At 37.2% G+C, this 25676-nt stretch carries 23 protein-coding genes, 1 tRNA gene and 2 pseudogenes; 4 read left to right on the plus strand and 22 right to left on the minus strand.

The window, feature by feature from the left end; translation table 11 throughout:
- Positions 1 to 72: 72 nt before the first annotated feature.
- The 14 genes and pseudogenes from J4P91_RS17510 to J4P91_RS17575 all read right to left on the minus strand — a co-directional run bounded on the left by J4P91_RS17510 (position 73) and on the right by J4P91_RS17575 (position 10610).
- Positions 73 to 252, minus strand: coding sequence for a hypothetical protein (locus J4P91_RS17510; protein ID WP_207995238.1), 180 nt, complete (start codon positions 250 to 252; stop codon positions 73 to 75).
- A 211-nt stretch (positions 253 to 463) separates the two neighbouring features.
- Positions 464 to 1213 (minus strand): ABC transporter permease, encoded by a 750-nt coding sequence (locus J4P91_RS17515; protein ID WP_207995133.1) that lies wholly within the window; start codon positions 1211 to 1213, stop codon positions 464 to 466.
- The gene (locus tag J4P91_RS17520) at positions 1214 to 1975 is read right to left on the minus strand and encodes an ABC transporter ATP-binding protein (protein ID WP_207995134.1); all 762 of its coding nucleotides are present in this window, start codon (positions 1973 to 1975) and stop codon (positions 1214 to 1216) included.
- Between the two features lie 170 nt (positions 1976 to 2145).
- Entirely contained in the window at positions 2146 to 2487 is a 342-nt protein-coding gene (locus J4P91_RS17525) for a DUF1048 domain-containing protein (RefSeq protein ID WP_017151751.1), read from the minus strand.
- A gap of 71 nt (positions 2488 to 2558) precedes the next feature.
- Complete coding sequence (locus tag J4P91_RS17530; protein ID WP_017151750.1) at positions 2559 to 2879, minus strand: PadR family transcriptional regulator; 321 nt, start codon at positions 2877 to 2879, stop codon at positions 2559 to 2561.
- A 279-nt stretch (positions 2880 to 3158) separates the two neighbouring features.
- Positions 3159 to 3314, minus strand: coding sequence for a hypothetical protein (locus tag J4P91_RS17535; RefSeq protein ID WP_017151749.1), 156 nt, complete (start codon positions 3312 to 3314; stop codon positions 3159 to 3161).
- Between the two features lie 30 nt (positions 3315 to 3344).
- Positions 3345 to 4241 carry a DnaD domain-containing protein gene (locus J4P91_RS17540; protein WP_207995135.1) on the minus strand — a complete coding sequence of 299 codons (897 nt, stop codon included), beginning with the start codon at positions 4239 to 4241 and terminating at the stop codon, positions 3345 to 3347.
- A gap of 310 nt (positions 4242 to 4551) precedes the next feature.
- A pseudogene (locus tag J4P91_RS17545) lies at positions 4552 to 4953 on the minus strand (DUF2185 domain-containing protein); the annotation flags it as partial.
- Between the two features lie 218 nt (positions 4954 to 5171).
- Positions 5172 to 5324: pseudogene (locus tag J4P91_RS17550) on the minus strand (DUF1433 domain-containing protein); the annotation flags it as partial.
- A 565-nt stretch (positions 5325 to 5889) separates the two neighbouring features.
- Positions 5890 to 6855, minus strand: coding sequence for an SDR family NAD(P)-dependent oxidoreductase (locus J4P91_RS17555; RefSeq protein ID WP_207995136.1), 966 nt, complete (start codon positions 6853 to 6855; stop codon positions 5890 to 5892).
- A 96-nt stretch (positions 6856 to 6951) separates the two neighbouring features.
- Complete coding sequence (locus tag J4P91_RS17560) at positions 6952 to 7458, minus strand: TetR/AcrR family transcriptional regulator (RefSeq protein ID WP_207995137.1); 507 nt, start codon at positions 7456 to 7458, stop codon at positions 6952 to 6954.
- Between the two features lie 626 nt (positions 7459 to 8084).
- Complete coding sequence (locus tag J4P91_RS17565) at positions 8085 to 8414, minus strand: toxin-antitoxin system YwqK family antitoxin (RefSeq protein WP_017151745.1); 330 nt, start codon at positions 8412 to 8414, stop codon at positions 8085 to 8087.
- Positions 8415 to 8626: 212 nt separating this feature from the next.
- Complete coding sequence (locus J4P91_RS17570) at positions 8627 to 10096, minus strand: TROVE domain-containing protein (RefSeq protein WP_207995138.1); 1470 nt, start codon at positions 10094 to 10096, stop codon at positions 8627 to 8629.
- Positions 10097 to 10461: 365 nt separating this feature from the next.
- Positions 10462 to 10610 (minus strand) — tRNA-Gln (locus tag J4P91_RS17575).
- Positions 10611 to 11042: 432 nt separating this feature from the next.
- Between J4P91_RS17575 and J4P91_RS17580 the strand changes: the two genes are divergently transcribed.
- On the plus strand, positions 11043 to 11471 hold the full coding sequence (locus tag J4P91_RS17580; RefSeq protein ID WP_207995139.1) for a hypothetical protein: 429 nt from the start codon (positions 11043 to 11045) through the stop codon (positions 11469 to 11471).
- Positions 11472 to 11826: 355 nt separating this feature from the next.
- Here the strand turns inward: J4P91_RS17580 and J4P91_RS17585 are convergent, their stop codons facing one another.
- The 7 genes from J4P91_RS17585 to J4P91_RS17615 form a co-directional block, all read right to left on the minus strand.
- Entirely contained in the window at positions 11827 to 12042 is a 216-nt protein-coding gene (locus J4P91_RS17585; RefSeq protein ID WP_207995140.1) for a hypothetical protein, read from the minus strand.
- Between the two features lie 98 nt (positions 12043 to 12140).
- Positions 12141 to 12419, minus strand: coding sequence for a hypothetical protein (locus J4P91_RS17590; RefSeq protein WP_207995141.1), 279 nt, complete (start codon positions 12417 to 12419; stop codon positions 12141 to 12143).
- Complete coding sequence (locus J4P91_RS17595; RefSeq protein WP_207995142.1) at positions 12391 to 14028, minus strand: SWIM zinc finger family protein; 1638 nt, start codon at positions 14026 to 14028, stop codon at positions 12391 to 12393. The genes J4P91_RS17590 and J4P91_RS17595 overlap by 29 nt, the downstream gene beginning before the upstream one ends.
- Entirely contained in the window at positions 14004 to 15110 is a 1107-nt protein-coding gene (locus tag J4P91_RS17600) for a VWA domain-containing protein (RefSeq protein WP_207995143.1), read from the minus strand. Before J4P91_RS17600 ends, J4P91_RS17595 begins: the two co-directional genes overlap by 25 nt.
- Entirely contained in the window at positions 15100 to 17406 is a 2307-nt protein-coding gene (locus tag J4P91_RS17605) for a DUF5682 family protein (protein WP_207995144.1), read from the minus strand. The genes J4P91_RS17600 and J4P91_RS17605 overlap by 11 nt, the downstream gene beginning before the upstream one ends.
- Complete coding sequence (locus J4P91_RS17610) at positions 17367 to 18473, minus strand: ATP-binding protein (RefSeq protein ID WP_207995145.1); 1107 nt, start codon at positions 18471 to 18473, stop codon at positions 17367 to 17369. The genes J4P91_RS17605 and J4P91_RS17610 overlap by 40 nt, the downstream gene beginning before the upstream one ends.
- Positions 18474 to 18488: 15 nt before the next feature.
- Complete coding sequence (locus J4P91_RS17615) at positions 18489 to 21923, minus strand: DUF4132 domain-containing protein (RefSeq protein ID WP_207995146.1); 3435 nt, start codon at positions 21921 to 21923, stop codon at positions 18489 to 18491.
- Positions 21924 to 22195: 272 nt separating this feature from the next.
- Between J4P91_RS17615 and J4P91_RS17620 the strand changes: the two genes are divergently transcribed.
- The 3 genes from J4P91_RS17620 to J4P91_RS17630 all read left to right on the plus strand — a co-directional run bounded on the left by J4P91_RS17620 (position 22196) and on the right by J4P91_RS17630 (position 24452).
- Positions 22196 to 22534: a YwqG family protein gene (locus J4P91_RS17620; RefSeq protein WP_243763894.1), complete on the plus strand. Its 339-nt coding sequence runs from the start codon at positions 22196 to 22198 to the stop codon at positions 22532 to 22534.
- Positions 22535 to 22627: 93 nt separating this feature from the next.
- Positions 22628 to 23167: an STM3941 family protein gene (locus J4P91_RS17625; protein ID WP_207995148.1), complete on the plus strand. Its 540-nt coding sequence runs from the start codon at positions 22628 to 22630 to the stop codon at positions 23165 to 23167.
- 652 nt (positions 23168 to 23819) lie between these two features.
- Complete coding sequence (locus J4P91_RS17630) at positions 23820 to 24452, plus strand: hypothetical protein (protein ID WP_207995149.1); 633 nt, start codon at positions 23820 to 23822, stop codon at positions 24450 to 24452.
- Positions 24453 to 24745: 293 nt separating this feature from the next.
- On the opposite strand, the gene J4P91_RS17635 is transcribed toward J4P91_RS17630, so the two are convergent.
- Positions 24746 to 25264, minus strand: a complete 519-nt coding sequence (locus tag J4P91_RS17635) for an ankyrin repeat domain-containing protein (protein ID WP_207995150.1) — start codon at positions 25262 to 25264, stop codon at positions 24746 to 24748.
- Positions 25265 to 25676 lie beyond the last annotated feature (412 nt).

Here is a 25676-nt window from a genome sequence, read left to right on the forward strand (position 1 = left end):
GTTCCAATGCTCGCTACTGCTAGCAGTTGAAATAAGCCTAACGATTCAAAGTTGTCATTATTATATAACAATTCAAAAAATATATCGAATGAGTGAAGCTACGAGATCCTCTTCAATTCCCTGTATAATGCTCCAATCTACGCCGTCTTCTAACTCATTTTCAAGTTCTTCTAATAAGCCAATCCCTTCTTGTTCAATACCAACATCATGTCCATACAATTTTTCATGTCCATTTTTGTTTAAAAGTCCCATTTTATTAAGTGGTTCTATATAAAAACAAAAGCACAATTCTTATTCCAGAATTGCGCCCGATTGTTCAATAATATGAAGGAATTACATCGACAATAGTTCCCCTGAGAACATGACAAATAATGAAAGCACGGAAAATTTTCCCGTGCTTTTCCAAACATATATTTTATTTTGGAAGATTCAGTTGCCACGAGACACCAAACCGATGGTGTACTTACCCTAACTGGCGTTTAAATGTTTTACTGGCGAAGAAGTAAGCGATGATCATGATGCCGACGCACCAAGCAAGCGCGATCCAGATATCGTTGCCAACAGACCCTTCATACAAGAGGGCACGAATTGTATTCACGATTGAAGTCACGGGCTGGTTCTCAGCGAACGCACGGACAATTTTAGGCATGGTTTCAGTGGGAACAAAGGCCGAACTGATAAACGGCAGGAAAATCAGCGGATACGAGTAGGCTGTCGCCCCTTCCATAGATCCCGCTGTCAATCCGGGAATGACAGCCAGCCATGTCAGTGCCAGCGTAAACATCCCGAGTATCCCAGCTACCGCGAGCCAATCCAGGATATCAGCACTGGAACGGAAGCCCATCAAAAGTGCAACGAGGATAACCACCAAGATAGTAAGCGCATTGGAAACAAGCGAGGTCAACACGTGAGCCCACAATACCGACGAGCGCTTGATAGGCATGGTAATGAAACGCGCCATAAGCCCGCTCTTTACATCCGTAAACAGTCGCACGGAAGTGTAAGCGACACCAGATGCGATAGCCATCAGCAAGATTCCCGGCAATAAATAATTGACGTAGTTGTCCGTTCCTGTCTCTATGGCGCCGCCAAATACGTAGACAAACAGCAGTAGCATCATAATCGGCGTAATCGCCACCGTGATAATTGTATCCGGGCTGCGCATGATGTTGCGCATTAAACGCCCTAGTAATACGCCTGTTTTGCTTTTCATTTACCTCTCCTCCTTTTTACCGATGATCGCGAGGAAAATTTCCTCTAATGTCGGCTGCTTCTCGATGTACTCCACTTTCGCTGGCGGAAACATCTCTTTAAGTTCGGTAAGGGTACCGGTCGTGATGATTTTTCCGCCATGCAGGATAGCGATACGGTCCGCCAGTTGTTCAGCTTCCTCCAGATACTGGGTTGTCAGCAAGATGGTTGTGCCGCCGCCGGCAAGCTCCTTGACGGTATCCCAGACTTCAATCCGTGCTTCAGGGTCAAGCCCTGTCGTCGGTTCGTCGAGAAAAAGGACTGCTGGCGTCCCGATCAGGCTCATGGCGATGTCAAGTCGGCGCTTCATCCCGCCTGAATACTGGTCTGCTCGGCGGTTAGCCGCATCGGTCAGGCTGAATCTTGCAAGCAGATTGTCGGCGACTTGAGTGGGATTGGAATCTCCACGCAACTTGGCAATCATTATCAAGTTTTCTCGCCCGGTGAGCATGCCGTCTAAAGCTGCGAACTGCCCTGTCAGGCTGATGCTCTGGCGAACATAATACGGTTGACGCTGAACGTCAAAGCCGCAAATACCTACTTCGCCGCCATCGGGCTTCATCAACGTCGAGAGGATGTTGACCGTCGTCGTCTTGCCCGCTCCATTTGAGCCCAGCAGTGCGAAAATTTCGCCACGCTGCACCTCAAAATCCACCCCCTTTAAGACTTCCTTGTCTTTAAAGGATTTTTTTAACCCTTTTACAGAAATCGCTGCATTGCTCATACTTTTTCCTCCTTATAAAAAGCGCTTTGCGGAGCTAGATTGCCTATACTCTTCTATTTAGTCTTACTGATAACCTGTATTACTTATTACTGGGTAAAAAATATAACTGAATAGCGATGGCGGTAATTCATATTTATAACCAGCTAATCAGTCAATATTATCCATTGCATTTATTTTTTTCTCAATCGCTTCATGATACTCTGATTCAAATCTTCACGATACTTGGAGACATAGGTTTTAGCGTTTGCCACTAGTTCGTCAGCAAAGGACGCCACATCGTCCCCAGTGATTTCCAACACTTGTCTTCCTTCCGCCGCACCGGCTTCGAACAACTCGATTAATTCATACTGTATGTGTAGCATATCCATCCCGTTGCCCGCTGAGAAATTCCACATGTAGTTTTGAATTTTCTTAAATACAAACTGGTAGTCCTCTGGCAGGGCTCCAACCCGTGCCATCATCATTTTGTACTCTTTTTTATCACCAATCATTTTTTTGAACATTTCCATCATGTTATTTTTCCTCCTTTTTTATAAAGCTGAACAAGACACTCCAAAAATATCGGACGGAATATCTTATGAAGCTAGATTGACTTCAAGACGTTGATTTTTGATGATACAAAATCCCATTTTTTCCAAAACAATTCAAGTTCCTGACGGCCAGCCTCATTAAGTGAGTAAAACTTGCGGGGCGGCCCCATATCTGACGGTTTCTTTTCTATATTCACAAGTTTTTTCTTTTCTAATCGCACGAGGATGGTATAGACCGTCCCTTCCACAACTTCAGTAAAACCAAGCTCGTTCAGGTGGCGAGTAATCTCGTAGCCATAGGTTTCATGGCGGCTGATGATTTCCAGCACACAACCTTCCAGCGAGCCCTTCAGCATTTCAGTTAAATTTTCCATGTTCTAATCCTCCTTTACCTCCTCTATTTTGTCTGACTTATATTCAGTATAACAGAGTACTAAGGGAAATTTTTACTGAATAGCTGTTGAGAAAATATACTATTCAGTATTACTTATTACAACTACAATGTAACACTAAGTAGCAAGGGTGTCAACTGGATTTTCTAAATATTTTCAAAACCAACTACCACCCATTGGATAAAACCGATTTCCTTTATGAAGCTTTTACATTCTCCTATGCTACTGTCACAACAATTACACCGCTATATAAGTATTTTTTTAATAATTTTTTTCTTCACCGTTTTTACTTTCTAAAAATTTATTCATATCTTTTAAAGCCACTTCATCAATTTCAGATAGTAAAAAATCCTTCCGCTTATCTATAGTAAAACCACCCTTACTTGTTATAAATTTTTTCTTATTGAATGGATCCATCACTATTCCACTCCTAAACATGTTAAACACTCACGGTTTCCATCCGTGTTCCTGCAAGAATTTCTGCAATTCTTCCTCAGACGGTACATTCTTCTCCCACTCTTCACATTGTTTCAAAAATTCCTCTGTCTCATAAACACCAGACGGTTCTTTCTTTCGAAACTTCACTGCCGCTTCCTCTACTTCACTGAGCTTCGTATATCCTTTCCCATGCCAATCTCGTAAAATTCCCTTCACATAAGCAAGCGTCCGCTTATTATTTTCATACGCAATCTGGAGTGCTTTTAATACGAGCTCTTCTGATAACTTGTTCATCCATTCACTTAATATTTCCACTGCATAAGATGACAAACTACCGAAATTTTGTTCATAAAATGTGAATACACTACTACCTGGATTCACTTCTTCTACTTCTTCCTCTACCACTTCTAGCGCTACTTCTTGTACTACTTCATCCCCTTCATGACCTTGAACAACTTCTTGCGGAATCATATCTGATACTTCGACCGGCATTCCGAAATATTCTAGCAATAGCGGAATATTCAACTCTTCCTCGAGGCATCTTTGAAGAAACATATGTACAAACTCTTTATTTTTCACAGTCTTTAATTCACGTAACACACACTTTTCTATGTTCGTATTCGTAACAGGATTATAACGCAGCCAATTTAGAACATATAACTCTTTTGTATTCACGTCATATAATATCTTTCCATACGCAACAAACCGCTGCAACAACTTCTCAATCGTTTCGCGATTATACCCCGTTTCCATCTCTACCAAACGTAGTGGCAGTGGATAAATTCCGCATTGTCTCGTCTTGGAACATGTCAGCAAATACATATAAAAATAGCGCTCCTCTGGCGTTAAATCAAGCACAAACTCATCTTGCCAAAAATTCACCTGTACACTCCGGTATACTCCCATATTTCTTCCTCCCGTCCTTTTAGTGATAAATATCGAAATTGGTCATTCCTTACTATATATAGGTTTACAAGAAGGAATTTGGCGAATTTATTTTATAATTTTTTACTAGTACTAGTGTGTTACTTTTTTTATTTTCTTGTAGTTGTTTTTATAATTCTTTTTGAAATTCTTTTTGTTCTTGTAGTTGTTTTTTCTTTTGTTTATTTAATGATTTATTACTTGATAGGGGTTTATATAGGGCTTGCAAGGGGCTTATAAGGGGCTTCTGTTACTGCCATTTGCTGAATAACTTATAAAATATTACTACACATTAAAATACATCTTGTTTTATAACTTCATCAATTGTCACTTCTTTATTGGCGGCTATATCATAAAAACCAATATGCACTCCTGCTTCATATAGCCAGCATAGATCCGTTCCGTAAGGCGCTTCAAAAATCTCAAACATTACAGGAGCAATTTTAAAAATAGATTCCGCGTTTAAGATGATAAAATTTTCCGCATGGTTCACATAGTCATCCGTATCATCTATAGAATACAAATTCCAGCCATTTAATTGTGGGATAGAACTCTCTTCTCTAAACGAATATCTAACTGGTTTTCCAGCAAGAATATTTTTTGAAACGACAAAACCACCATACTCATATACAATGCCCAGAATATCAAAGACTGTCCTCTTCTCATACCGGTGAGATTTCCTGCCGTTTTTTCGTTTTATGGATACACTTTTTTAGCTTGATGGCGATGTGACGCTAACCCAAGAAAGAGTAAGTGATGTCGCCGAGATTGTGGTTTTAAGGCGATTAACTATTCTTTCGTGAATAATCCGTTAAATGACTTCTAGGCCTAGATAGGGAAAACGAAGAAAGAGCAATTCTTGTTGTTATAGCAAAAATCGCTCTTTTTTCTAGGAACTTCTATTTATGGGTGCTATTGTTTTTTTGTTTTTTCTTCTTTTTCTATTTCAGATACGGATTTTTCTGGTTTTTTCATGTAATTATCATATAACTCACCTGAACATCCGAATTTATCCTCAAAATTTTTCGTTGTACTAACACTCGCTACAAACCATAATTTCTCATTTTTTCGTTTTGGGGTATTTGCTTTTCTTAACTTGATGGTGATGGGGTACTGACGGCAAAACGCGGATTTTATACACTAAGACAGTTTCTAAAAGTGAGATCTCATCTTTGCTACAGAAAAAAACAACTAGCCCCCCGCAAGAGGTGCTAGTTGACGTAAAATTCGTTATTGGAAGTTAAAGTTTATCAGTTATTTCCTCTTTGAGTACCTGTATTAATTCTTTAAGGAGCATATTAGTTTCTTGTTGAATTTGTTCAATATTATATAAGGCAGATGCCCTATAGGAATTGTTTCGTGTAGCTTTAAAATAAAGTTTGATTATCTTCTACTTTCTATACTCAACAATCATGTCCTTTAATTGAGTATTTTAATCTGTTATTATTGAGACGAAAATGTAACTAAACAAGCATCCATTAGCTATCCTATTAGATATATAAATATTGCTTATAAAGGGTACTTTTCCCACATCTCTTTTCCAATAATTTTTATTGTTAGTGATTAATCAATAACTAATAATCAATTTTAAATAAATTATTATTCTCTACTCATAATTTTGGTCTAGATTTTAACCCTCTATTCTTTTAGTTTTTCCCATTAAGAAGTTTAGTGTTTCTTTTAGCCCATCTTTATAAGGTGTAGCTATAATTTTACCTATTCTATTTTCATATTTTTCTCCGCTTAGAGTAAATCCTTCTTCTGTAAGATACATAATTTCTACTACTTCCTTCATAACTGGGTCAAACAATCCACTTATACGAATTGCATTTTTATTTAATGGAATAACTATTTTTTTATTCCCAGTAATTTCACGTGCAAGTTTTATTATTTCCTTCCCTGAAATCAATCCAGCACCAGGAATGTTCCAATTTTCTCCATAAGAATCATCTTTGTTTGCTATTTCTACAATCATTTTGGCGGCATCTGGTAAATAGACATATTCTCTTGGTGTTTTTAGATTACCAATAAAAATAGAAATTTTATTTCCTGCAAGTCCAGTCAATGTAGGATGTAAGTATGAATTCTGCGAAGTTATACCATAATAGTCCGGTAATCTCACAATTAATGCTTTTGCATTTTTCCATTTCTTATCAAATATTAAATTTTCAAATCCAACCCTAATTTTCCCTTTTTTTGTATGAGGTTGTTTGGGATGATTTTCATCCCCTTTAGCTATTTGGTGACCGTAAACATATATTCCATCAACAATAACTATTTTCTTATTTAAAATATCTGCTGCCTTCATTACGTTTTCTCCAAGTAAAAGGAGCTTATCTGCCATTTCATGATATTGAACATTCGCACATTGAAATATAACATCTACATCTTTTGCGGCTTCTACGATAGTTCTATAATCAAAGATATTACCTAACTTATAAGTTAACAATGATGTAGAACCATGCTCTTTCATTAATTTTTTTAATTTATTTTCTGAACGTCCGAATGCAATAACTTCTATTTCCCTAGATAATAGTTCTGATACAATCGCTTGACCAGATCCACCTGTTGCCCCTAAAACAATCGCTTTTTTCATATTATAAATCCCCCTTAATTTTATTATTTTGTTATTTATCGATCAATAACTAAGATTGGAATAAAAAACCGAAAAGAATCGGTTATCTTATTTTATTTAATTATGAATGAGCTCAGGTAAATCTAAGTAATAAGAAATGTTACAAAGTATTCCTCTAGCTAAGAAAGTTGTTACTTCTCTCTCTGCATTTGGAACATTTGCTAATTGGAACCTCCCCAAAATGTAGCTTCTAATACGAGACAAACCGGTTTTTGTACAGTTTCTTATTGTATCTTCTGTAACTGAAAGTCCTATCACCTGCAAGGCGATTTCATTAGGGTATGATATAGACAGTTTTTCATATGCCTCAACCATTTCAATAACGATTTCCTCGGGATTTGATTCTACATTTTTAAATGTTTGAAGTATTCTTTCGAATGCTCTTTCCAAAGCTGCAACAAATAACTCTTCTTTTGTTCTAAAAAATCTAAATATATAAGGTTGAGAAATACCAACTTTTTCTGCAATTAATGCTGTAGTAGTATTATAATAGCCTTTTTCTGCAAACACCTCTAACCCAGCTTCAAGGATTTCTTCTTTTCGATTTTCCTTTCTCTGATTCATTATATGTCAGCTCCTTCAAAGTTGTTATTGATTGATTACTTACTTAGATAATAACTTATTCTTATTTAAGGTGCAACATTTCTTTCCTTCAATTTTTTCTTCTCTAATTCATTATATATCAGTCTCTTCAAATTTATTATTGATTAATTAATTACTCATTTCTATTCATGTTGTTTTTAAATATATTTTGATTGAACAGATAAAGCATCGCATCTCTTTTATAACAGTTAATCATTTTTCAAATCCACATTTTGAAGGAGTGCTGTCAAAAATGAAATGAAAGAAACGAAAAATAGTACAACGAGTCCAATTACCATTATTGAATAAATGATTCCACCGATCACGCAAACCACCTTCCTTTTAATTCCATTTCATCAGAAGTAATACTATATTACATTATGTATATCGTATACATGCTCGGTTAACATAACGTCCTATTATCAGAAGTTCTCCTCACCAATACTCCCCGGCTTATCAGCATTCTGTGAAGCACCCTCTTCACCTACGCATGCAGTTTCTTATTCATCCCGTTATATCAGTGGTTATAAGCAATCATTGTCTTTATTTACTTTACTCCAGATGTATAAAATTCCGCATAAACTAACGGCCAGATTATGGGTTAATCATTAACTCAAGGTCAACTTATGGGTAAAGGGACAGACTCTTTCGATGCCATTACTTTGTCCGTGAATTAAATTTTTCACTGATTTTAAATTCCCATTTTTGTAAAACTCTATTAACTCGCTCTCTATAAAGCCTTTTACATACTTTGTGTAATATATCAAATTACCATTATCATATAATTCATAAGCTAAGCCAGTAAGAGGTTTCCCATTCTCGTCTTCCGGATTATCTAAAACTTCATCACTGTAAGATGCAAACCATAATTCTTCGTCAAAGTCAGTCCCATGTTCTATCACAAATTCTTTACTGAATATATCAACTTGATCTTTCAATTTTTTTCACCTCTGAATTACACTCAAATCTATCCTCATCAAGATTAGCTGACGGTTCAAATCATAGAAATGAAGAAGCAGATCCAGATAAATCTGCTTTCATTAGAAACTCATTGGTTTCTTGAGATAAAGATTATGAGTTTCTTTTTATAGCATCATGGTTAACTAGACCTGCCGTTATCCTCATTATTCCGTCTTCTAAATGAAAAAAATTATTGATAATTTTCAATAGCTGAAATCAGAGAACCTGTTCCTTCTTCTGCATAATGAATGAAGTCCAAACATTTTTCGCTCCAACCGCCGATTAAATTTGCTTTCTCTCCTACGAATTGTTGGCTACCGTAACTATTTAGATTGAAAGAGTGAACCCAAACATCTAGATTTATTTCACGGCGATATGTTTCAAGAAGATTTTGCGAAGAATTACCCTCATATCTACCTCCGTACACTTGCTCATCAGAGAAAACGAGAATGCGGTCAACTTTGATTTTGTTATCTAATAAGTATTTGATAGGAAGATGTAAGTTTGTTCCATATCCATGATTATTAACTTCTGATAAAAATGTACGCATGTTCTCTAAAATGCCAGAACGAGTGGAAACATTTATCACTTTGAAGTCAGTTGCGAATACAGATGTAATCGAATTATCACAGAAGGAATGTGCCATTGCCATCATAAGTGTAGCAATATCTGCACATTTAACCGTCCCATCTTTTGAAACAGGGTAACATGTCATAGACCCTGAGATATCCGCTGTCATAAATGTTGTTCCTGATAATCTCGGCATGTTTGTAACAGACGTTTCAATTGCGTCATTCAATACATCTAATAATTCGCTTCCTGCTTTCGGTAATTTTTCTTGCACAACACGATATGCTGAAAAAAAGCGAAATGGTAATTGTTTTGATTTTTTTACTCGCTCAGGATCGCGAAGAATATTGTAGACTGTATCAATATTTGATGCACCTGAATTTACGATATTGCGGAGGTTACGAAGCAAGGCCATATACCCCACTTTACCGCTATCAATTAATTCTTCCCATACTTCTTTTTTGTTTCCTTTTTGAGAAAGCTGTGTTTCCCATGTGTATGGTACTTGCAGTGTATTTTCTAACAATCGTTTATAAAGTTCGTACCGTTCTGTTCCTTTTTTGGCAGATGGGCTTACTAAACGGAATACATCTTTCAATGTAACGTCTTTTCCTGTGCGATTGTATTTTGCTAATTGATATTCATCAAATGTAGAAAAGGCATCTGCTAACCCTTTTTTCAAAGAGTTTGGAATTGGACTTTTCCGACCATATCCCCCTAATTGATATGCCATCATTTCTGTTACATCATCAGGACGCTGCGCAATACGAGAAACTGTTTGACGAGCATATTTACGACCTTCAGGATGGTTTGCAAGTTCCACTGCTAATACATGTGTAACAGAGCGCATATAAAACACTTCACGTGCATACACTGCTAAACTTGCAACAAATTTAGGGTCTCTGTCCATGATTTGTTTTGCAATAGTAACTAATTCCTCGCTGTTATCTCCATAAAATTTAGGTTCATAAAAAAAAGATGTTAATACCATCGTAACTAATTTATCTTTATCATACATTTTATAAGCTTTTCCGCCCTCTTTTGTATACGTTTGACGGCTTCCTTGAGAAGAATGACTAAACTTTGACATTATTATCTACCTCCCAGATGTTTTTTGACACTACTGGTTGAATGCAAATAAAAAAAGGCAACGTATACACGTTGCTCTTTTCACTCATTCCTAACACTTAAGAAATATTCAAAACAAGAATCGAGTCCCACAAACGCAATCCCTATATGACGAAGTAACTCCTACCTTAGTGTTATGAATGAAAGAAAAGTACGAACTCGGTGCGAACCTTCTCGCATCGATTAGGATCGAATCTATAGCATTTAATATTAGCAAACGAAGCATGAGCTATCTACACTGTTCCTGTTATATGTAATGTTTAAAGATTTGGGAGATACGCGAAAAGGCTCATTACGTCGCTCTACCACTGAGCTACCTCCCTAAATTGGAAGGATGGGATTCGAACCCATGACATACGGCGTCCAAAGCGAAGAAATCCTTCTCTACACTGCCCAAATCTATTAAATATGAAGTACGAAAAAGGGAGATAGACGGAAAGACTCAATATGTTGCTCTACCAAACTGAGCTACTCCCCTTATGTTTATAAAACATACGGAGAGGCAAGGATTCGAACCTGCGACCTACCGCGTGTAAGGCGAAGAAATTCTTTCCTACACTGCCCTTTTCTTTTTGTTACTTATTGACTTCATTATACTCACTAATTAAATTTTTGGCAATTATTAGCACCTTTTAAAGATTCCATCTTTTTATCAATTAATCTTAAAGCTTCTATATTTCACAATTTCATTCAATTAGATTGTATATAAATAATGTGTTAGACTAACAAGCAGATATACAATTTTATACAGAAAATAAAGAAACCCCCAACAAACTATACTTGATATAGCAAAAATGTATCCATTTTTGCATAAAAGTAAAAAAAGAAAAAGTTTTCATCCTTAATCAATATAGTCCTTTGAAAAGAAATTGATTATTTAGAAGACAAGAAGCTAGGAGATGTTACATATGAAATATTTTGTAATAGAAGATGATGAATTATCAAGCTGTGGTGAAGAAACAATATATGTTTTTGAACATAGTAAAGGAAAAAGAAGTTACGACACGATTAAAACCTTGGAGGATTTTGCAGCAACATGCCAATTCATTGAACGAAGAAATACGCATTGGTTTTGGTATAAAGGAAAATACGTTGAAGATATGCCTATATGGGAATTTGAAAAAAAATTTAGAGCTGAACAAGAAGAACTGAAAACAATATCCCAAGAAGAATTCACAGAATTGAGAAACAGATATGCCCCACTTATTAAACCTATCGAGTTCCCTATTGAAGGAATCCGAATTGCTTATGCTTATGAACCAGAATGGAATGATGAATTTTTTGTTATGGAAACGGAAGAAAGATATTTTGCCGTATATTGGTTTACAACAGCTTAATAATTGTTTTTATGATAAATCAACAGATCTCTCGATAAATACTGATTAGGTGTTTAGCAAGTTTCTTCAAAGTTAGGATGTCGCGGCTTGGGTATTCCGACTACTTTTCCTCCACTACTAATATGATGGTGAACAAATTAAATCTCTCGAATTCCATGTACATTCTACACCTCTATATTAACCAAAGTACTTAGCTTTTAATACTTACCTTCAATTTCTTTGTATCAAAGAAAGATCTAATGTTTCTTATTTGAAACATTGGATCTTATCTTTGGCATAATATATATTTATCTTTTCCTTTAAAAACTCTTGCAGTGTAATCATTTTTATTCCTTCACTAGCAGTTTTTACATAACTAAACTTCAGAATTTTTGATAATGCCATTTATTCCTTCAAAAATAACATCTCTTAATACTTCATTATAACTTGCATATTCTCTATCAGACTTTATCTTATCAAAAACTTGTTTTATAATACCGTCAACCATAATCGTTAAACCTTCTATCTCCTCTTGACTTCCCTCTTTCTTAAAAGTTTCATTTAGAATAACTAATTTTCTTTCTTCTGACATATCTTTATTCCCCTTTAAAGTTTTTAATTTAAAATCTCTCCTGTGGCGGTCTATCCACCACAACATCTTCTATCTTATCTAAATTCCCAATTACATATTTATAAATGCAGCATTTCAGCCTTTACAGCTTGAATATATTCCTGCAACTTGCAAAACGCTTCCGTCAGTTTACCTGTTTCTTCTTTATGAAGAAAGCGGGCCTTGTTTCGTTCTTCCTCTATGACAAGTAGCTGCGCGGCAGCATAAGAAAGACCATACTTTTCGCATTCTCGTTTTATATCTTGAAAAAAAGAAGGAGGTACCGTCCCCGCTCCTGAGACAAGCATCTCATCTAGAGCTTGTTCCAATTCATCGATTATGCGCACTAACTCTATCATAAAACGTTTCCCCTTCATTAAGTGTAATATTTATAATTTCTCCTACTTCTGTATATAAAATAATAGGTGTAACTACGAGCTTTGTTCCTTCCTGATAAGGATGAACTAGCATTCTCTTTACATGTAACGAGTCCAAATATATTTTTACAAGTCGAATCATCCGCTCATTGTCTGGTCGTTTCATCATTTGCATTTGCAATACTTTACCCTTTTTATCAATAAGAGGTATGATCCATTTTTGCTCTTGCTTCTGAAACTCCCATTCTCCCATTTCAGCAAATTCGATACAAAAGACTCCTTGTTTACTTGTCTCTAACCTGTTCGCTTTTACTTTTTTTAGTAGTTCTTCCCATGAGGTTATAAAGAGCGATTGCCACTCTGTCACATTTGTTTTTCCTTCTACTTCCCCTACTGTCTGTGAGCTAGATGACAATTGAAAATCGGCGTTAAGCTTTGCATGTTTCAACCCGAGAGATGAACGAGACAGTTCGTATCCCTTCCCTGCAATTCCCCATGGAACTTGCTTTTCATGGAGGTCTTCAGAAGTTGTGTTGTTCCCTTCATAAAACATGGGGCGTGACTGTGTGTATGTGATCCACTTTTCCTGTTCTCGATTATAGAAATAATACGTCACACCAACATAACCAGATTTCGTTTGCCAACCGGATGCACCAAAAGCATACAACGTAAGTGGTGGGACTTCATAATATTCTGAACGAAACGGACTCTCTTGCAGATGGTGGCGCTTTAGCAGCAAAATGTGTTCATAAATCGCGGACAGCGTTTGCCGATAAGATGCCATTCGAAAAGATACATGTTTCATCCGGTATAGCCCAATATCCGTCCCGAGCTTACGAAATAAATTCTCTAACTTTGCTAGTTTCAAAGAACGTGCTCTTACAGAAAGTTGCTCTATTTCATAGATTGTATTTTCGGTAAGGCGTGTTAACCCAAAGTGAACAACTTGCTCAATCATCTCTTTAAAAATAGATAGCTGATCAGGTGCAACGATAAGAGGCTGCACCTGTTTCGTTTCATGCGAAATCCCTTTCTCTTTTTGATACCAATATACCGCTTCCGCCTTATGCCGACATACCCCCTCCGCTTTGCATGTACAAATCGCATCCTCTACCGATTCAGCTGTTAGAAAGCGAACCGTTATATCCTCTTCTGGGAAGGACGCAATTAAAGCTCCCTCTTCTTCTAAAACAAATTTTTGCTGAAATGTTTCGCGAAACATCATTTCAGCCCACATTTTTCCGGAGACAATATGACGAACGTCCACATTCAAAAGAGCAGAAAAATCAACCTTTATGTTCTCTTCACCTTCGTACATTTTCTTTGCTTCTAACAGAGCCATAATGACATGCTTACAAATCGAACGTGCTTCACACGTGCAAGAGTAACTACGTATATCACCCGTAAACGTTACAGTAGTTTCATCATCAAGATGTATTTGCGCTGCATCCTCTTCTAAATCCATTTTGATATTTGTTGCAGCAGCCAAATCCTTCATTGCTCTCTTATATGTTCCTTTGTTGGACATAGCGATTAAATATGTTTCATCAATAGAGGAAAGAACATTTAAGAAATGATTGTTGCGATCCATTGTGCCAACCTCCCTGGTGTTAATGCCGCTACATGAGCACCGAGCGCCGCCATTTTCTTTGCTGCCTGTTTATCATAAAAAGGCTGTGCAGTCGGATCAAGAGAAGTAAGCACAATCAGTTTTGCCCCCGATTCTACAATCTTCATCGCCTCTCGGTACATTTCATTGTAACTGCCGCCTTCATATAAATCCGTTACAAGTACGACAATTGTTTTATGAGGTATCTCGATTTTATTCGTTGCGTAACGCAGCGCCTGAGCAATATATGTTCCTCCACCAAGCTGTACACTCATAAGCGTTTCCACCGGGTCGTCAATACGATCCGTTAAATCAACAACAGTTGTATCAAAGATGAACAGATCTGTCTTAATCGTCGGTAAGCTTGCAAAAATACCCGCCATAACTGCGCTATGAATAACAGAATCGATCATGCTTCCACTCTCGTCTACTGCGAGGATTACACGCCATGTGCTAACATGCTTCGTGGCAGCGTAAAAGTACGGTTTTTCAATATGAATGGCGTTTGTTTCCTTGTCAAAATGCTTTAAGTTCTTTCGAATCGTTTTCTTAAAATCAAAGTTGCGCATCGTGCGCACGCGGCTAGAACGATTTCGATCCGGTCTACCGCTTAATGCGTGCTTCACTTCTTGCTCTAAATTACGACGCAACTCCTCGGTGACTTTCGCTATAATACGTTTAGCTGTGTCTAATACATCCGGTTTTACATAATCTTTAAATTGTAAAATGCATTTTAATAAATTCATATTCGGCTCCATTTTTTCAAGCGTTTGCTTATCTTGCAATAGAGCTGTTAATTCATACTTTTCTAACGCATGATTTTCCATAATTTCAATGGTTTCTTTCGGAAATAACTCCCGCACTTTCGAAATCCAAGTCGGCACTGTTAGCTGAGAGGGGTCTAAGGATCCACCGCGCTCTTCTCCGCGTTCTCTCTCGTACAAAAAGTCCAGCACCTCGTCCATTTCTCTGTATACAGGCTCTTCTTCCTGAAATGTGATTTGGTCATCCGCATGTTTCCCAAGAACAAGACGCCAGCGATTTAAAGAAATGTTATTCTCCATCTTCTAGCCCCCGTCTCATTAAAATCCCCTTCGCTTTCCGATCTAACTGCATTACATACATCAGCATCTCTTCGGAAATTGGTTCTTCTTTTATCGCTTCTTCTGTAGCGCCATATAGCCTGGAAATCTGTCTAGCAATCGTATCCACCTCAAGCGGCGTGAATTGACTGAATAAGAGGCGCAAATGTGGCAACACTTGTAAAAATATCTCTTCATCAAGTTCTTCTAGAACATGAGACATTCCGCTAAGCAACGATTCGTTATATAAAAAGATATCTTTGGCACCAGCAAACAAACCATTCAAAAATATCGGAGCTTGCTTTTGCATATCACCGCTTCCATAAAAATATCCTTCTGCCACTTGCATTACCTCATCGATTTCCCGCTTTCCTAAAGAAGTTAACAGCCCAAATACTGCTCCCTCTACTTGACTTTCTCTTTTTTCCTTTTGCAAATAAAGCTCCAATGCATCAATAAATTGCTGATCTGCAGGCTGCATTGTATACAAATCAATAAGCTTTTCTGCAATAATCGCTGGTTCGCCCCCATCTAAAACAGAAAATAACGAAAGTGCTTTATGCCTAGCATGATCCGCTTGCTGATTTGCTTTTTCTATTTGCGATAAATAGTAAGCACAATCTGCCATAGAAGCAAAATCTCCATCCTTTTGCACAGCTTCATCTATAAATTGGGTGTACATGGAAAAGTCGGAAAACAAACCACTTAAGTAGGCTTCTAGCAATAAAAGGGCCACCTCCCCAGCCCGTCCCTTTGCCTTGTGCAGCTTTGCTCTTAGTATTTCCTGCGCCGCTTCTCTCACCGTTCCGCCATACACAGATAAATCAATCAGAGCACTTTCTACTTGTGCTGAAAAACGATATTTCCAAGTTTCGCGCATAAGATTAATATTCTGTTTTCTAGCTAAGTTTGGACCGCGTAGCTTCTCGCAAAATGGAACTCCTAAAAAGGCAAGGCAATGAAAAAATTGACTTAAGCGCAAGTGCCTTTCTTTCTTGTATATGTCAAGAATCATCTCCTGCGGTACAGTTGAACGTGCTGGTAGACGAAACGACCGAACAGAAGCACGAAAATCATGCACGAGCGGCGGCACATCCGCTTCTTTTGACAATTCCCCGCGCTTTGACCCTTGCAAACTCTTCTGAAGCAGTGCTAAAGGCTTATTTGCCGAGAATATTTCACCTTTCACAAATGTACTGCGCACTGCGTCCATCAATTCATACAATCCAGGTTGCATCTTTCCACGAAGCAGTGCAAGTTCACGTATCATTCGCGCAGCCTCAATCTCATCTGCCATTGATATTCCTTCTACCTTTAGCTGTCTAGCAATTCGTATCATAAATTGCTCAGCTACCGATTCATCCCTGTTCTCCCAAATATGTTGGTAAAAAGCAGGTGCAGGCATACCACTCTCATAGCCATGCATCTGATCACTTTCCAAAAAGGAATACGGCATAAGATAGTTTTTAGCATACGCTTTAGATAACGGACTTTTCGGCAGCTTTTTCTTTTTTCCTTCCAATTCAAGAAGCCCTTTCACATGAAAGCCTCCAGTAATAACGAGCACCTTGTCATACACTTTACGCGCTCTTTCAATTTCCTTTGCCATATGTATCTCCCTGGCCTCACAACCGTCTTCTGCCAGCATCCCCTGCGTATAGTCCGCACGCGTATAATAACAATAATGAAATAACTGACGGACAAATTCCTCGCTTGTCATATGAAAGCCTTGCAACTCAAAGTATTTCTCCCAAAACTCATGGAAACTTCGGCACCCCGTTTTTTCCGAAAGCATACGGACATATTGACTATGTCGGAAATATTGCTCGTCATATTTCCCATTCTCTTCCTCATTTTTCGCCAGAAACAAATATTCTTTATAAGGAAGATCAATAAATGAAACAGGAATACTCTGTGCAGCTCCTTCTCGCAGCGCGACAAGTTCCGGTGAATAGTCGAGAAAGGGATAGTACGCACGGTACTTTCCACTTTCTCCTCTTTCAAGCACATCCGTTTTATCATCATAACTGCAATATATACAAATCGGAGCCTTACTGTCTGCACTCACAATATGCGAAATAAGAGGGTTGCAGTCTATAGGTCCTTCTATAAGAATCGCATCCGGTTTATAGCATTTAACAATCTTTTGTATATGAAAAGAGCACGCAGGACTATGATGGCGAATCGGCACGTATACGACGTTTCGATCTAAATTGTAAGCTCTTTGAAACAATGCATTTACTTCAGCTGATTGCGAGCTTCGAAAAACGACTTCCATACCTCTCCTCCTACTTGACCTCGCGCCTTAACAATGCTTGTAAAATAACTGCGCAACTTTTCTAAATCATCCTTGTTTTCTTTCGCAATTGTCCCTGATAAATATCGAACAAGCGCATCCATTTTCACTTGTCCACTTCCATAATAGTACGCATCCATTGCACTTTGATAATATACAGATACCGCTTCTGCAGTACTCATAACAGAAGATGGCTGATCAATTCGTTTTCCTTCAGCAGTTACCCCTTCCCGAAGTTCATGAAAAACAGTCGCTAACAGCTGAACAACCGTTTCATCCACTTTTGGTGTGATGCCTGATGCCCCTAATAACCGCGTTACTTGTGACTCTATTATTTTTGCTTCAAGCTTTACATCTTGAATCGGATGCACCGTTTCAAAATTAAAACGACGTTTCAATGCACTACTCATCTCATTCACACCGCGATCGCGTGTGTTAGCCGTCGCAATAATATTGAAGCCAGGCTTTGCTGTAAGAATTCCTTGTTCTCCAAACTCCGGAATATTGAGCACCTTATCGCTCAGAACGCTGATCAATGAATCTTGCACTTCCTGTGGGCAGCGCGTTAACTCTTCAAATCTAGTTAATATCCCTTGTTCCATTCCAACGAAGAGAGGCCCTGGCACAAGCGCCTCCCTTACAGGTCCTTTCGCAAGAAGAAGTGCATAGTTCCACGAATACTTAATTGTATCTTCCATCGTAGCAGCTGTTCCTTGCACAGTGTTACGGCTATTTCTGCATATTGCGGCAGAAAGTAGCTCACTTAGCATCGTCTTTGCTGTTCCAGGCTCTCCGATTAACATAAGTCCGCGATTCCCTGCTAATGTAACAATCGCTCGTTCCACAAGCGCATCATTCCCATAAAACTTACGGCTAATTCCCACTTCTTTTCCTTCCCAAAGAAGCGGTTCTTCTTGTCCGATAATAAACGTACGAACAGCACGCGGTGACAATCGCCAGTTAGGTGGTTTTGGAAACGAATCATTCGCTTCTAACGCATTCAATTCTATTTCATATAATTCTTCCATTAATGGTTTAATAGACTGCATATGTCATTTCCTTTCTTATCGCTTACTTCGCCAGTTTTCATCACGGCCAAGGTTTGATTCTGTTGCCCGTTTTATATCATATAAAATTTCGCTAAAAAAGCGTTCCGATACTTGCTTTGGTAAAATGCGTCTCTCATGATCAATTTCGTCGTAGTCATATGAGCCGCGACTCACCGTGCCCGCTTTGTAAAATTGAATTTCAAATACACACACATCCTCCTCGCCTTCATACCCAACCGGCGCCCCTTCAAAAGCAAGCTCCGCTCCTAGTCCAGCGCGAGTATCTTCTTTATAGAATGTATAATATACACCGGCATCTTGAACCGACCCACGACTCCATCCGTACTTCGTCATCTTACCAAACAGCGAACGTCCATTCATCTGAATACCAGCAAACCTCTCCACAGTGACTTCCTCATCTTCCTCCACCTGAAATACTTCACGGTCAATTTGCGGAAATGGCTGAGTCACCTCATAATCTTCTAACTGTTCCTTCCATAATTCTCGTTCCTCTTCTGACAATTCTAGCGGATGGATTAGACCGATAACAGTTTCTGGCGTAAGTTCGTGTTCTTCTTCTTCAATCGTATTAAACGTGCCATCCTCCATATAGCGGAACATCGCTAGCAACTTCCCTTCCTTATACTCACCCCAAATAAGGGAGATAGCAAACTGCTGCATAATTGGATTTTCTACAAACAGCGACTGCCATGTATGTTGTGACCAATAGCGATTAAGAGAAAGCGCTGTTTCAAGACGCTGCGTTTGCATCGTAATCATAGTCCGGAGCTGTTTCTTTATAGAGGATAACTCCGCTTTCGCCTTCTCTGCTTTTTCCGCATCATCTTTTGCATTTGGTTTCGGAAGCGACTTCAGTCGTTTTCCTTCTTCCGTCTTTAACTCAATCTTCAAATTTGGAGTTAAATAAGCAGTAAACGTTCTATTGCCATAATCAATTGTCTTTTCACCGCGTTTATTAAAACCAAGGTCTGGAACAAGCTGATCTTCTAGCTCTTCTTCTGTAATACCACGCGTTTTCGCAGCGAGACTCAGCGCTTCTTTCGCAGCATTACGTACTTGCTTATGTTTATACTTAAATGCCATCGCATGGATAGACATAAGCCCAATGTGCGACTTAGACAACGCTAGCGACTGAACAGCCGCAGCAGCAATCGCCCCGCGCATGCCAAGTGCCCATTCATCAATCTGCTTTTTGAGTTGCATCGCCATTTCGTCATCACTATAAATACCATATAGCGAAAGAATACCGCGTTTCTTCGATTCCGCGCCTTGAGAAACCCAAAGTTGATAGATTGCTTGTATATTTTCCTTCAAGTCTTGTTCGTTAAGAGCGGCGCTTATTGCTTCTGCCACTTCTTTCTTCTCAATAACAGAATCTGATACGTACTGCTGGAAATATGCAAGAGGAATCATTGCATCTGCAATTGCTTCAGAATCACGAAGGCGGATTTGTGGTTCAAATCCAAGCCACTGCACAAATGCATTCTTTTTTTGCGGTGTTAAAATACGCGCACAAAGAGCTTCAATATTACCTGATGCTCCTTCTAAGTCCCCATCATCAAGCAATGGAGCAAACTTTTCCATCAAAGAAGCGTTTTTCTTTTCTTGTAATGCTTCCTGTACAAGCTTTGTATATTTGTCAGTTTTATAATATAAAAGTGTTTGCATTACATTTTCGCGTACAGCTTTCTTTCTATGATTTAATTCCTTTGCTACATCTTCTGCGGCTTCTGTATCTTTTGTAAGAAGTTCAACTGCAGCGGTACGTACTTTTTTAGAAGAATCCCCAAGGCTTTGAATGAGAAGATCACGTGTCTGAACGGCGTTATCCTTTGCCAACTCATCCAAGATAAAAATTCGTTCATCTGCAGAATACTCAGAGAATCCCTCTGTCACATACGCTCTTTCTTTTACAAACAAACGAACGAGTGCCTCCGTCGCCTTATCTCGCTTCTCACTATGCCCGGAAGCTTGTTCAATAGAATAAGAAACAAGCTTCTCCATCGATAAACCGTAGGAAAGCAGATCTTCTAGCACTTGTTCTGGCGAGTTCTCCATCGCAGCATACCGGTGCAGAAGTTCGTATAAGCTATAGTGATAGCTGTAGTTTCTCCCAAGTTGAAGCGTAAGAACTGCTTCTCTCTTTGCCGCTTCCTCTATATCCCAAAGTAATGCAATTTCTAAAACAGGCATTCTCCAATAATTATTTCTAAACTTCGAGCTTTCGAACCATCGCTTCATATCCTCAAATGATACATTGCCTAATAAATAGTTACGATATGTACCACGTATGTCAGATGATTTCGTTTGAAGTACAACCGTTACAAACTCTTCACGTACTTTGTTTCTATGTAGTTCATACCCTTTTTCCGCTAAAAGCATTGATACGAAAAGGTAATGACTTTGACTTAAATGTTGCAGTGTACGCTGCACAAATTCCGGTTGCTCTTCCACCATACGAAGCAACAATTGGTATTCATATACGCGATCAAAATCAACAACACTTAACTGATGCTGCGCAAGGCGATACGCGAAAAACCTTTCCTCTGAAATACCGAATTGCTCACACAAATCTCGAGTTGTTTCATACAATTGTGCATAAAAACCTTTTGCTTTTTTGTAATTTCCAGACTGTTCAAGAGTATGGCTGACATGTGAAATTGCATAATTCATAAAATTTTTAACAGAGCATTTCACTAACAACTCCATATATCTTCTTGCAACATCCGAATGCGTATACAAACGGAAAATTTGCTGCCAAGTAAAATCAGGTAAAGACCCACCAGCAAACACCTTATTAACAGACTCGCCTCGAACGTAATTTTGAGCTGCTTCAATCTTCTCGTCTGCTCCGCTTAACCTCAATATATACTCCGCATGCTCTTGCAATTCTTCTTCCAGTAAAGAACGATAAGGAAGAAATCTCTCATAATCTGCATCTAACATAACGAGAAGCAAAAGTAATTTTTGCCTACCTGTTATAACTTGTAACTGCTCTTCTATATACTTCGGATTCTCCTTTATTAATTGTCTAAGAAAAACATCCGCTTCATTTACAGAACGCGAAAGATTCGTTAAATACTTACAAGCAAATACTACAAGTCGATCGAATGAAAGACCGCTTTTTTCAAAATAAACCTTTATATTTGGAAAACTTATATATGAAAAACGCACGAGAAGAACATTCAACAGTTGATCCTCAAGCAAATGATAAAATAACCGAAAAAACACTGAATCTTGCTTATATGTTTTCCTAAAGTCATTCATGAACTGCCAAGCAAAATCACTACGCTTATTTTCGCGAATCGTTGTTTGTTCTATATGTTTTAAAACTTCTTCATCCCTCGTCTGCAGGTAACGTAATGCTAATTCTTCTTGTGTCCCTGTCATATTAAGATGTTGAAACAACTGATATGTACTGACTGCCATCCTCTCCGCCTCCCTGGTTCTTTTATAAACTCATCACATTATCATATGTATATGATAATACCCATTCTCTCACATATCTGAAATTTCAGATACAGAAATACGGAATATATTTACATTATTAGTATATCATATCACCCTAAAAACGAACATATGTTTCTTTAAAACAATCATTAAAAATTTGATTTAAAGATAAACAAAGTAAGTGATGAGTGTTTTCATGGTATGATGTATAGGTACTAATTTTTGAATAACAAGTTTTAATGAAAAAACGTATGGAGGCATTGATTGGCAAATATCAACCAACATATGAAAGAAGAGTTATGGGCGATGTTTGTAAATCCATAAAAGTTGTGTCAAGACATGAGAAAGCATTACCGGTATGTTGTTTAAAAATGGGTAGAGCCCTTAATTTACCCGTATTATTTATGTATCCTACATATAAAGAGCATCCCCTTCATTTTATCACTCAATTAAATTTAGCAGAATTACATAGCGAAGAAACACACAAAATGGGTTACCAGAAAGTGAAAAGTTATATTTCAGATGAAGATTTAAAACATCGCCGCTTTCAGAATATCCGTTGTACGTTGCAGTCCTGTTGGGCGAAATAGATTATATAGGATAGACATTTTGCTTTTGGTTCTGCATAGCAATGACGAATATGTCAGAAAATCAAAGTGGGTTTATATGAGTGGGGGAATCGTATGAGAAAATATGATATTTATGAGTCAAAGAGAAAAGTAGTCGGATTGCTTTTTTTGACTTTGGTAGTTGAAGTGATGTTTCTCTTTATTGTTATGTATGCATTTTCATCTGAGGAACCTAATTTCATAGTTGGATTTTTATTTGGAGCTCTTGCATTCGTTGTACTAATTGCTCTTTGGAAAGTTATCCAAAAAATGCTTACGAAAAAACCAGTCATCATTTTAGAACAAGAATACATTACAATTATTAACAATCCAAAATATCCTGTAAAAATTGCTTTGGAGGATGTATTAGGTGTTTTACCTTATGCAATACAAGGGCAAAAATATTTAGGAATTGTGATGGAAGATGATGTTGAGGATCGATATATCGCCTCTATACCTTCAAAAGGACAAAGGCTGTATCGAGTTAATAAGCGCGCTGGATTTATACCATTTAATATTCATATGAATTTATTGAAAATCGATGGAGAAGTATTAGTTGAGAAGTTATACGAGTATGATATAAGCTTTTTAATTCATGAAGATGAAGCAAAATAGTATAATAAAAGAATGAATGTAAGTATAAGAAAAAAGAACATCTTGATAAAAAAGATGTTCTTTTTTCCTTATTTTGTTCTGTCGCTTTTTATTAAATAGGTAAAATTAACGAATATATCTATAACCCTCATTCTTGAAAAATCACTGCTCTTTTTTATAAATATTTTAACTTTATTTAATATCTACAGTGAACGTTTTGAACCTCTCGTGTCTTTAGTTGTGAGAGATTCAAGAAATGTTATTTGGTACTAAGGTTTATTTTCTACTAAAATACTCTCTTTCTAGAATAGCGAACTAGTATTGATCACCCCCCATTTATTTTGCCAAAAAAGTTCTTCCTTAAAAATAGCTTCCCTATTTATACAAATACGTTCATAAAAATGTTGCACCGTTATATGCTTTAGATTTAGTATTTAAAAGGATGTTATTTATTTTTGATGGTGTTTATAAGGATTACAGCTATTTTTCAAGACTAAAAAATACTTTTCATTTTTATAAATTAATTAATATTACACTACACCCTCTGCTATGCTTCGTTGTGCCATAATAAAAACAGTCTGGCAACATTCCTAACTGCTTTTATTTTACCGTTAAATTCCGCTAATAAGAGGGTATTAATTATGAATAACAAAATTTAATTAGGTAGGTGTGAATGTTGTTATATAAAGTAGACAATTTTAAGTTTTCCGAAAAATACGATTGTTGGGACGGATCTATAAACGTAAATTGTCCTGTTTCGTTTTTTGAACAAAAAAATATTGAGATAGATGGGTATTTAGAAAGTAATCAGCCTTTAACAAAAGAAGCTTATAATACGCTATGTTATTTAAAGGAACACTTTGATATTATTTATGAAAATATACTAAATGCTCTATTTGAATTGCAATTTAAAGATTTAATGAGATACGAAATATATAATGAACATGACCAATCCTGTAGCCCTATTACTTTTAATAGTGTGGAAGAAATCCATCCTTATTTAGGTACTCCTATATTTGAGATTTTACCTGACTATACGAAGGACAATTATGCTTACTTTGCAATTTCATTTCATAAAAATTGCTTGCTATCTATTAAACATGGTCTTACAGCTTTATTTTTTAGAAATGATATGATCGATATTCAACCATCTGATTCATACTGTATGCTTCAGATGCTTATGGACTACGAGGAAGACTGTTCAAAGTGGCAAAAAAGCTTTTGGTTAGTGTGTTTTGAACTAACTAAGGACAACTTATTTGGAGAAAAAGAATTGGTTAGAGCCAAGTGGTTGAAAAGTAAATAACTCTTTCTTTCTACTAAAATTAGCATTTATAGCATCTTTTCAATCCATTTTCAAGTACTTATCTTATGTACTTTTGTATTTTTAATTAAAGTTAAAGAAAGACTCCCGTAAGTTTAGTCTCCAAAACTTTTCATTTTTTTATTAATCCCTCCGAAGGGAATAGCCTTACAATAACGTCCATTTTTATTTTCATGATTTTATCCCTTTCGTTAGTACAACTATCTAAGGGCATCTACCTAATGCCCTTTTGTTCTTCCCTTATAATACTTAATAGCACAAGTTCCAACTGAGAATTAATAACTAGTGCGACTTTTTTCTATTTTCCCCTTTAAATATTCTGCAATTTCTGTTTGACCTCTTTCAAGAGCGAATGCATAAGCATCCATACCTTTCATGTTGTCACCAGAGTATTTTATAGATATATCTATATGATTCTCAACTAACAATTTAACAATCTCAAAATGACCACCATATATTGCCGCAAACAGAGGATTTCTATCTGGTTCACTAGTATCAATCTCAATATTATGGTTAATGAGATATTCCGCAATCTCTAAATGTCCTTTTGTAGCCGCTCTTTCAAGGGCATTTGTAGAAAAAGTTCCACCCTGTGCATGAATATCTATCCCTGCATTAATAAGATATTCTATTATTTCTAAATGCCCGTGAGCTGCGGCTACATGTAACCATGTACCAAAGGGTGTCATCCATGTTAACATTTCTGGATCTTTCTCAAGTAAATCTCTTAATGTATCCAGTTGCCCCCTTTTTATAGCACCTCTAATATCTTTCGCAACTTGAGTCTTATCCATTTTAGTTTCTCCTTTAATTATTATCCTCTAAAAGTAGCTCTTTGCCCAAGGTCTTCTAGTATTTCAACAATATCATCTCAGTCTCCACCTGCCGCATCGACTGCTTTTAAATGATTTGCACTTTTTCCAAAATACGCAATAGTACGTTGTTCAATAATTCAATTTGTAAGTGTCTGAATGCTCTCATCAAGCTTTTTTAATGCTTTTGTTTATCCTTTAAGTGCATCTGCTTTCGCCTTATATGCCTCCCAATTGTAATACGCTTTATTTTTGGCAGATGTCACATCATCTAACGTTTTTTTGACGTATGGGCTCAGAAGGACTCTTTTTTATATTGATATTTTATCAAAAACTAGTAACTTTTTTACGATTTATTAAGATGAAATGCTTGATTACTCTGGTTAAAATAATA

Source organism: Bacillus sp. XF8 (assembly GCF_017498755.1).
GTDB lineage: Bacteria > Bacillota > Bacilli > Bacillales > Bacillaceae_G > Bacillus_A > Bacillus_A bingmayongensis.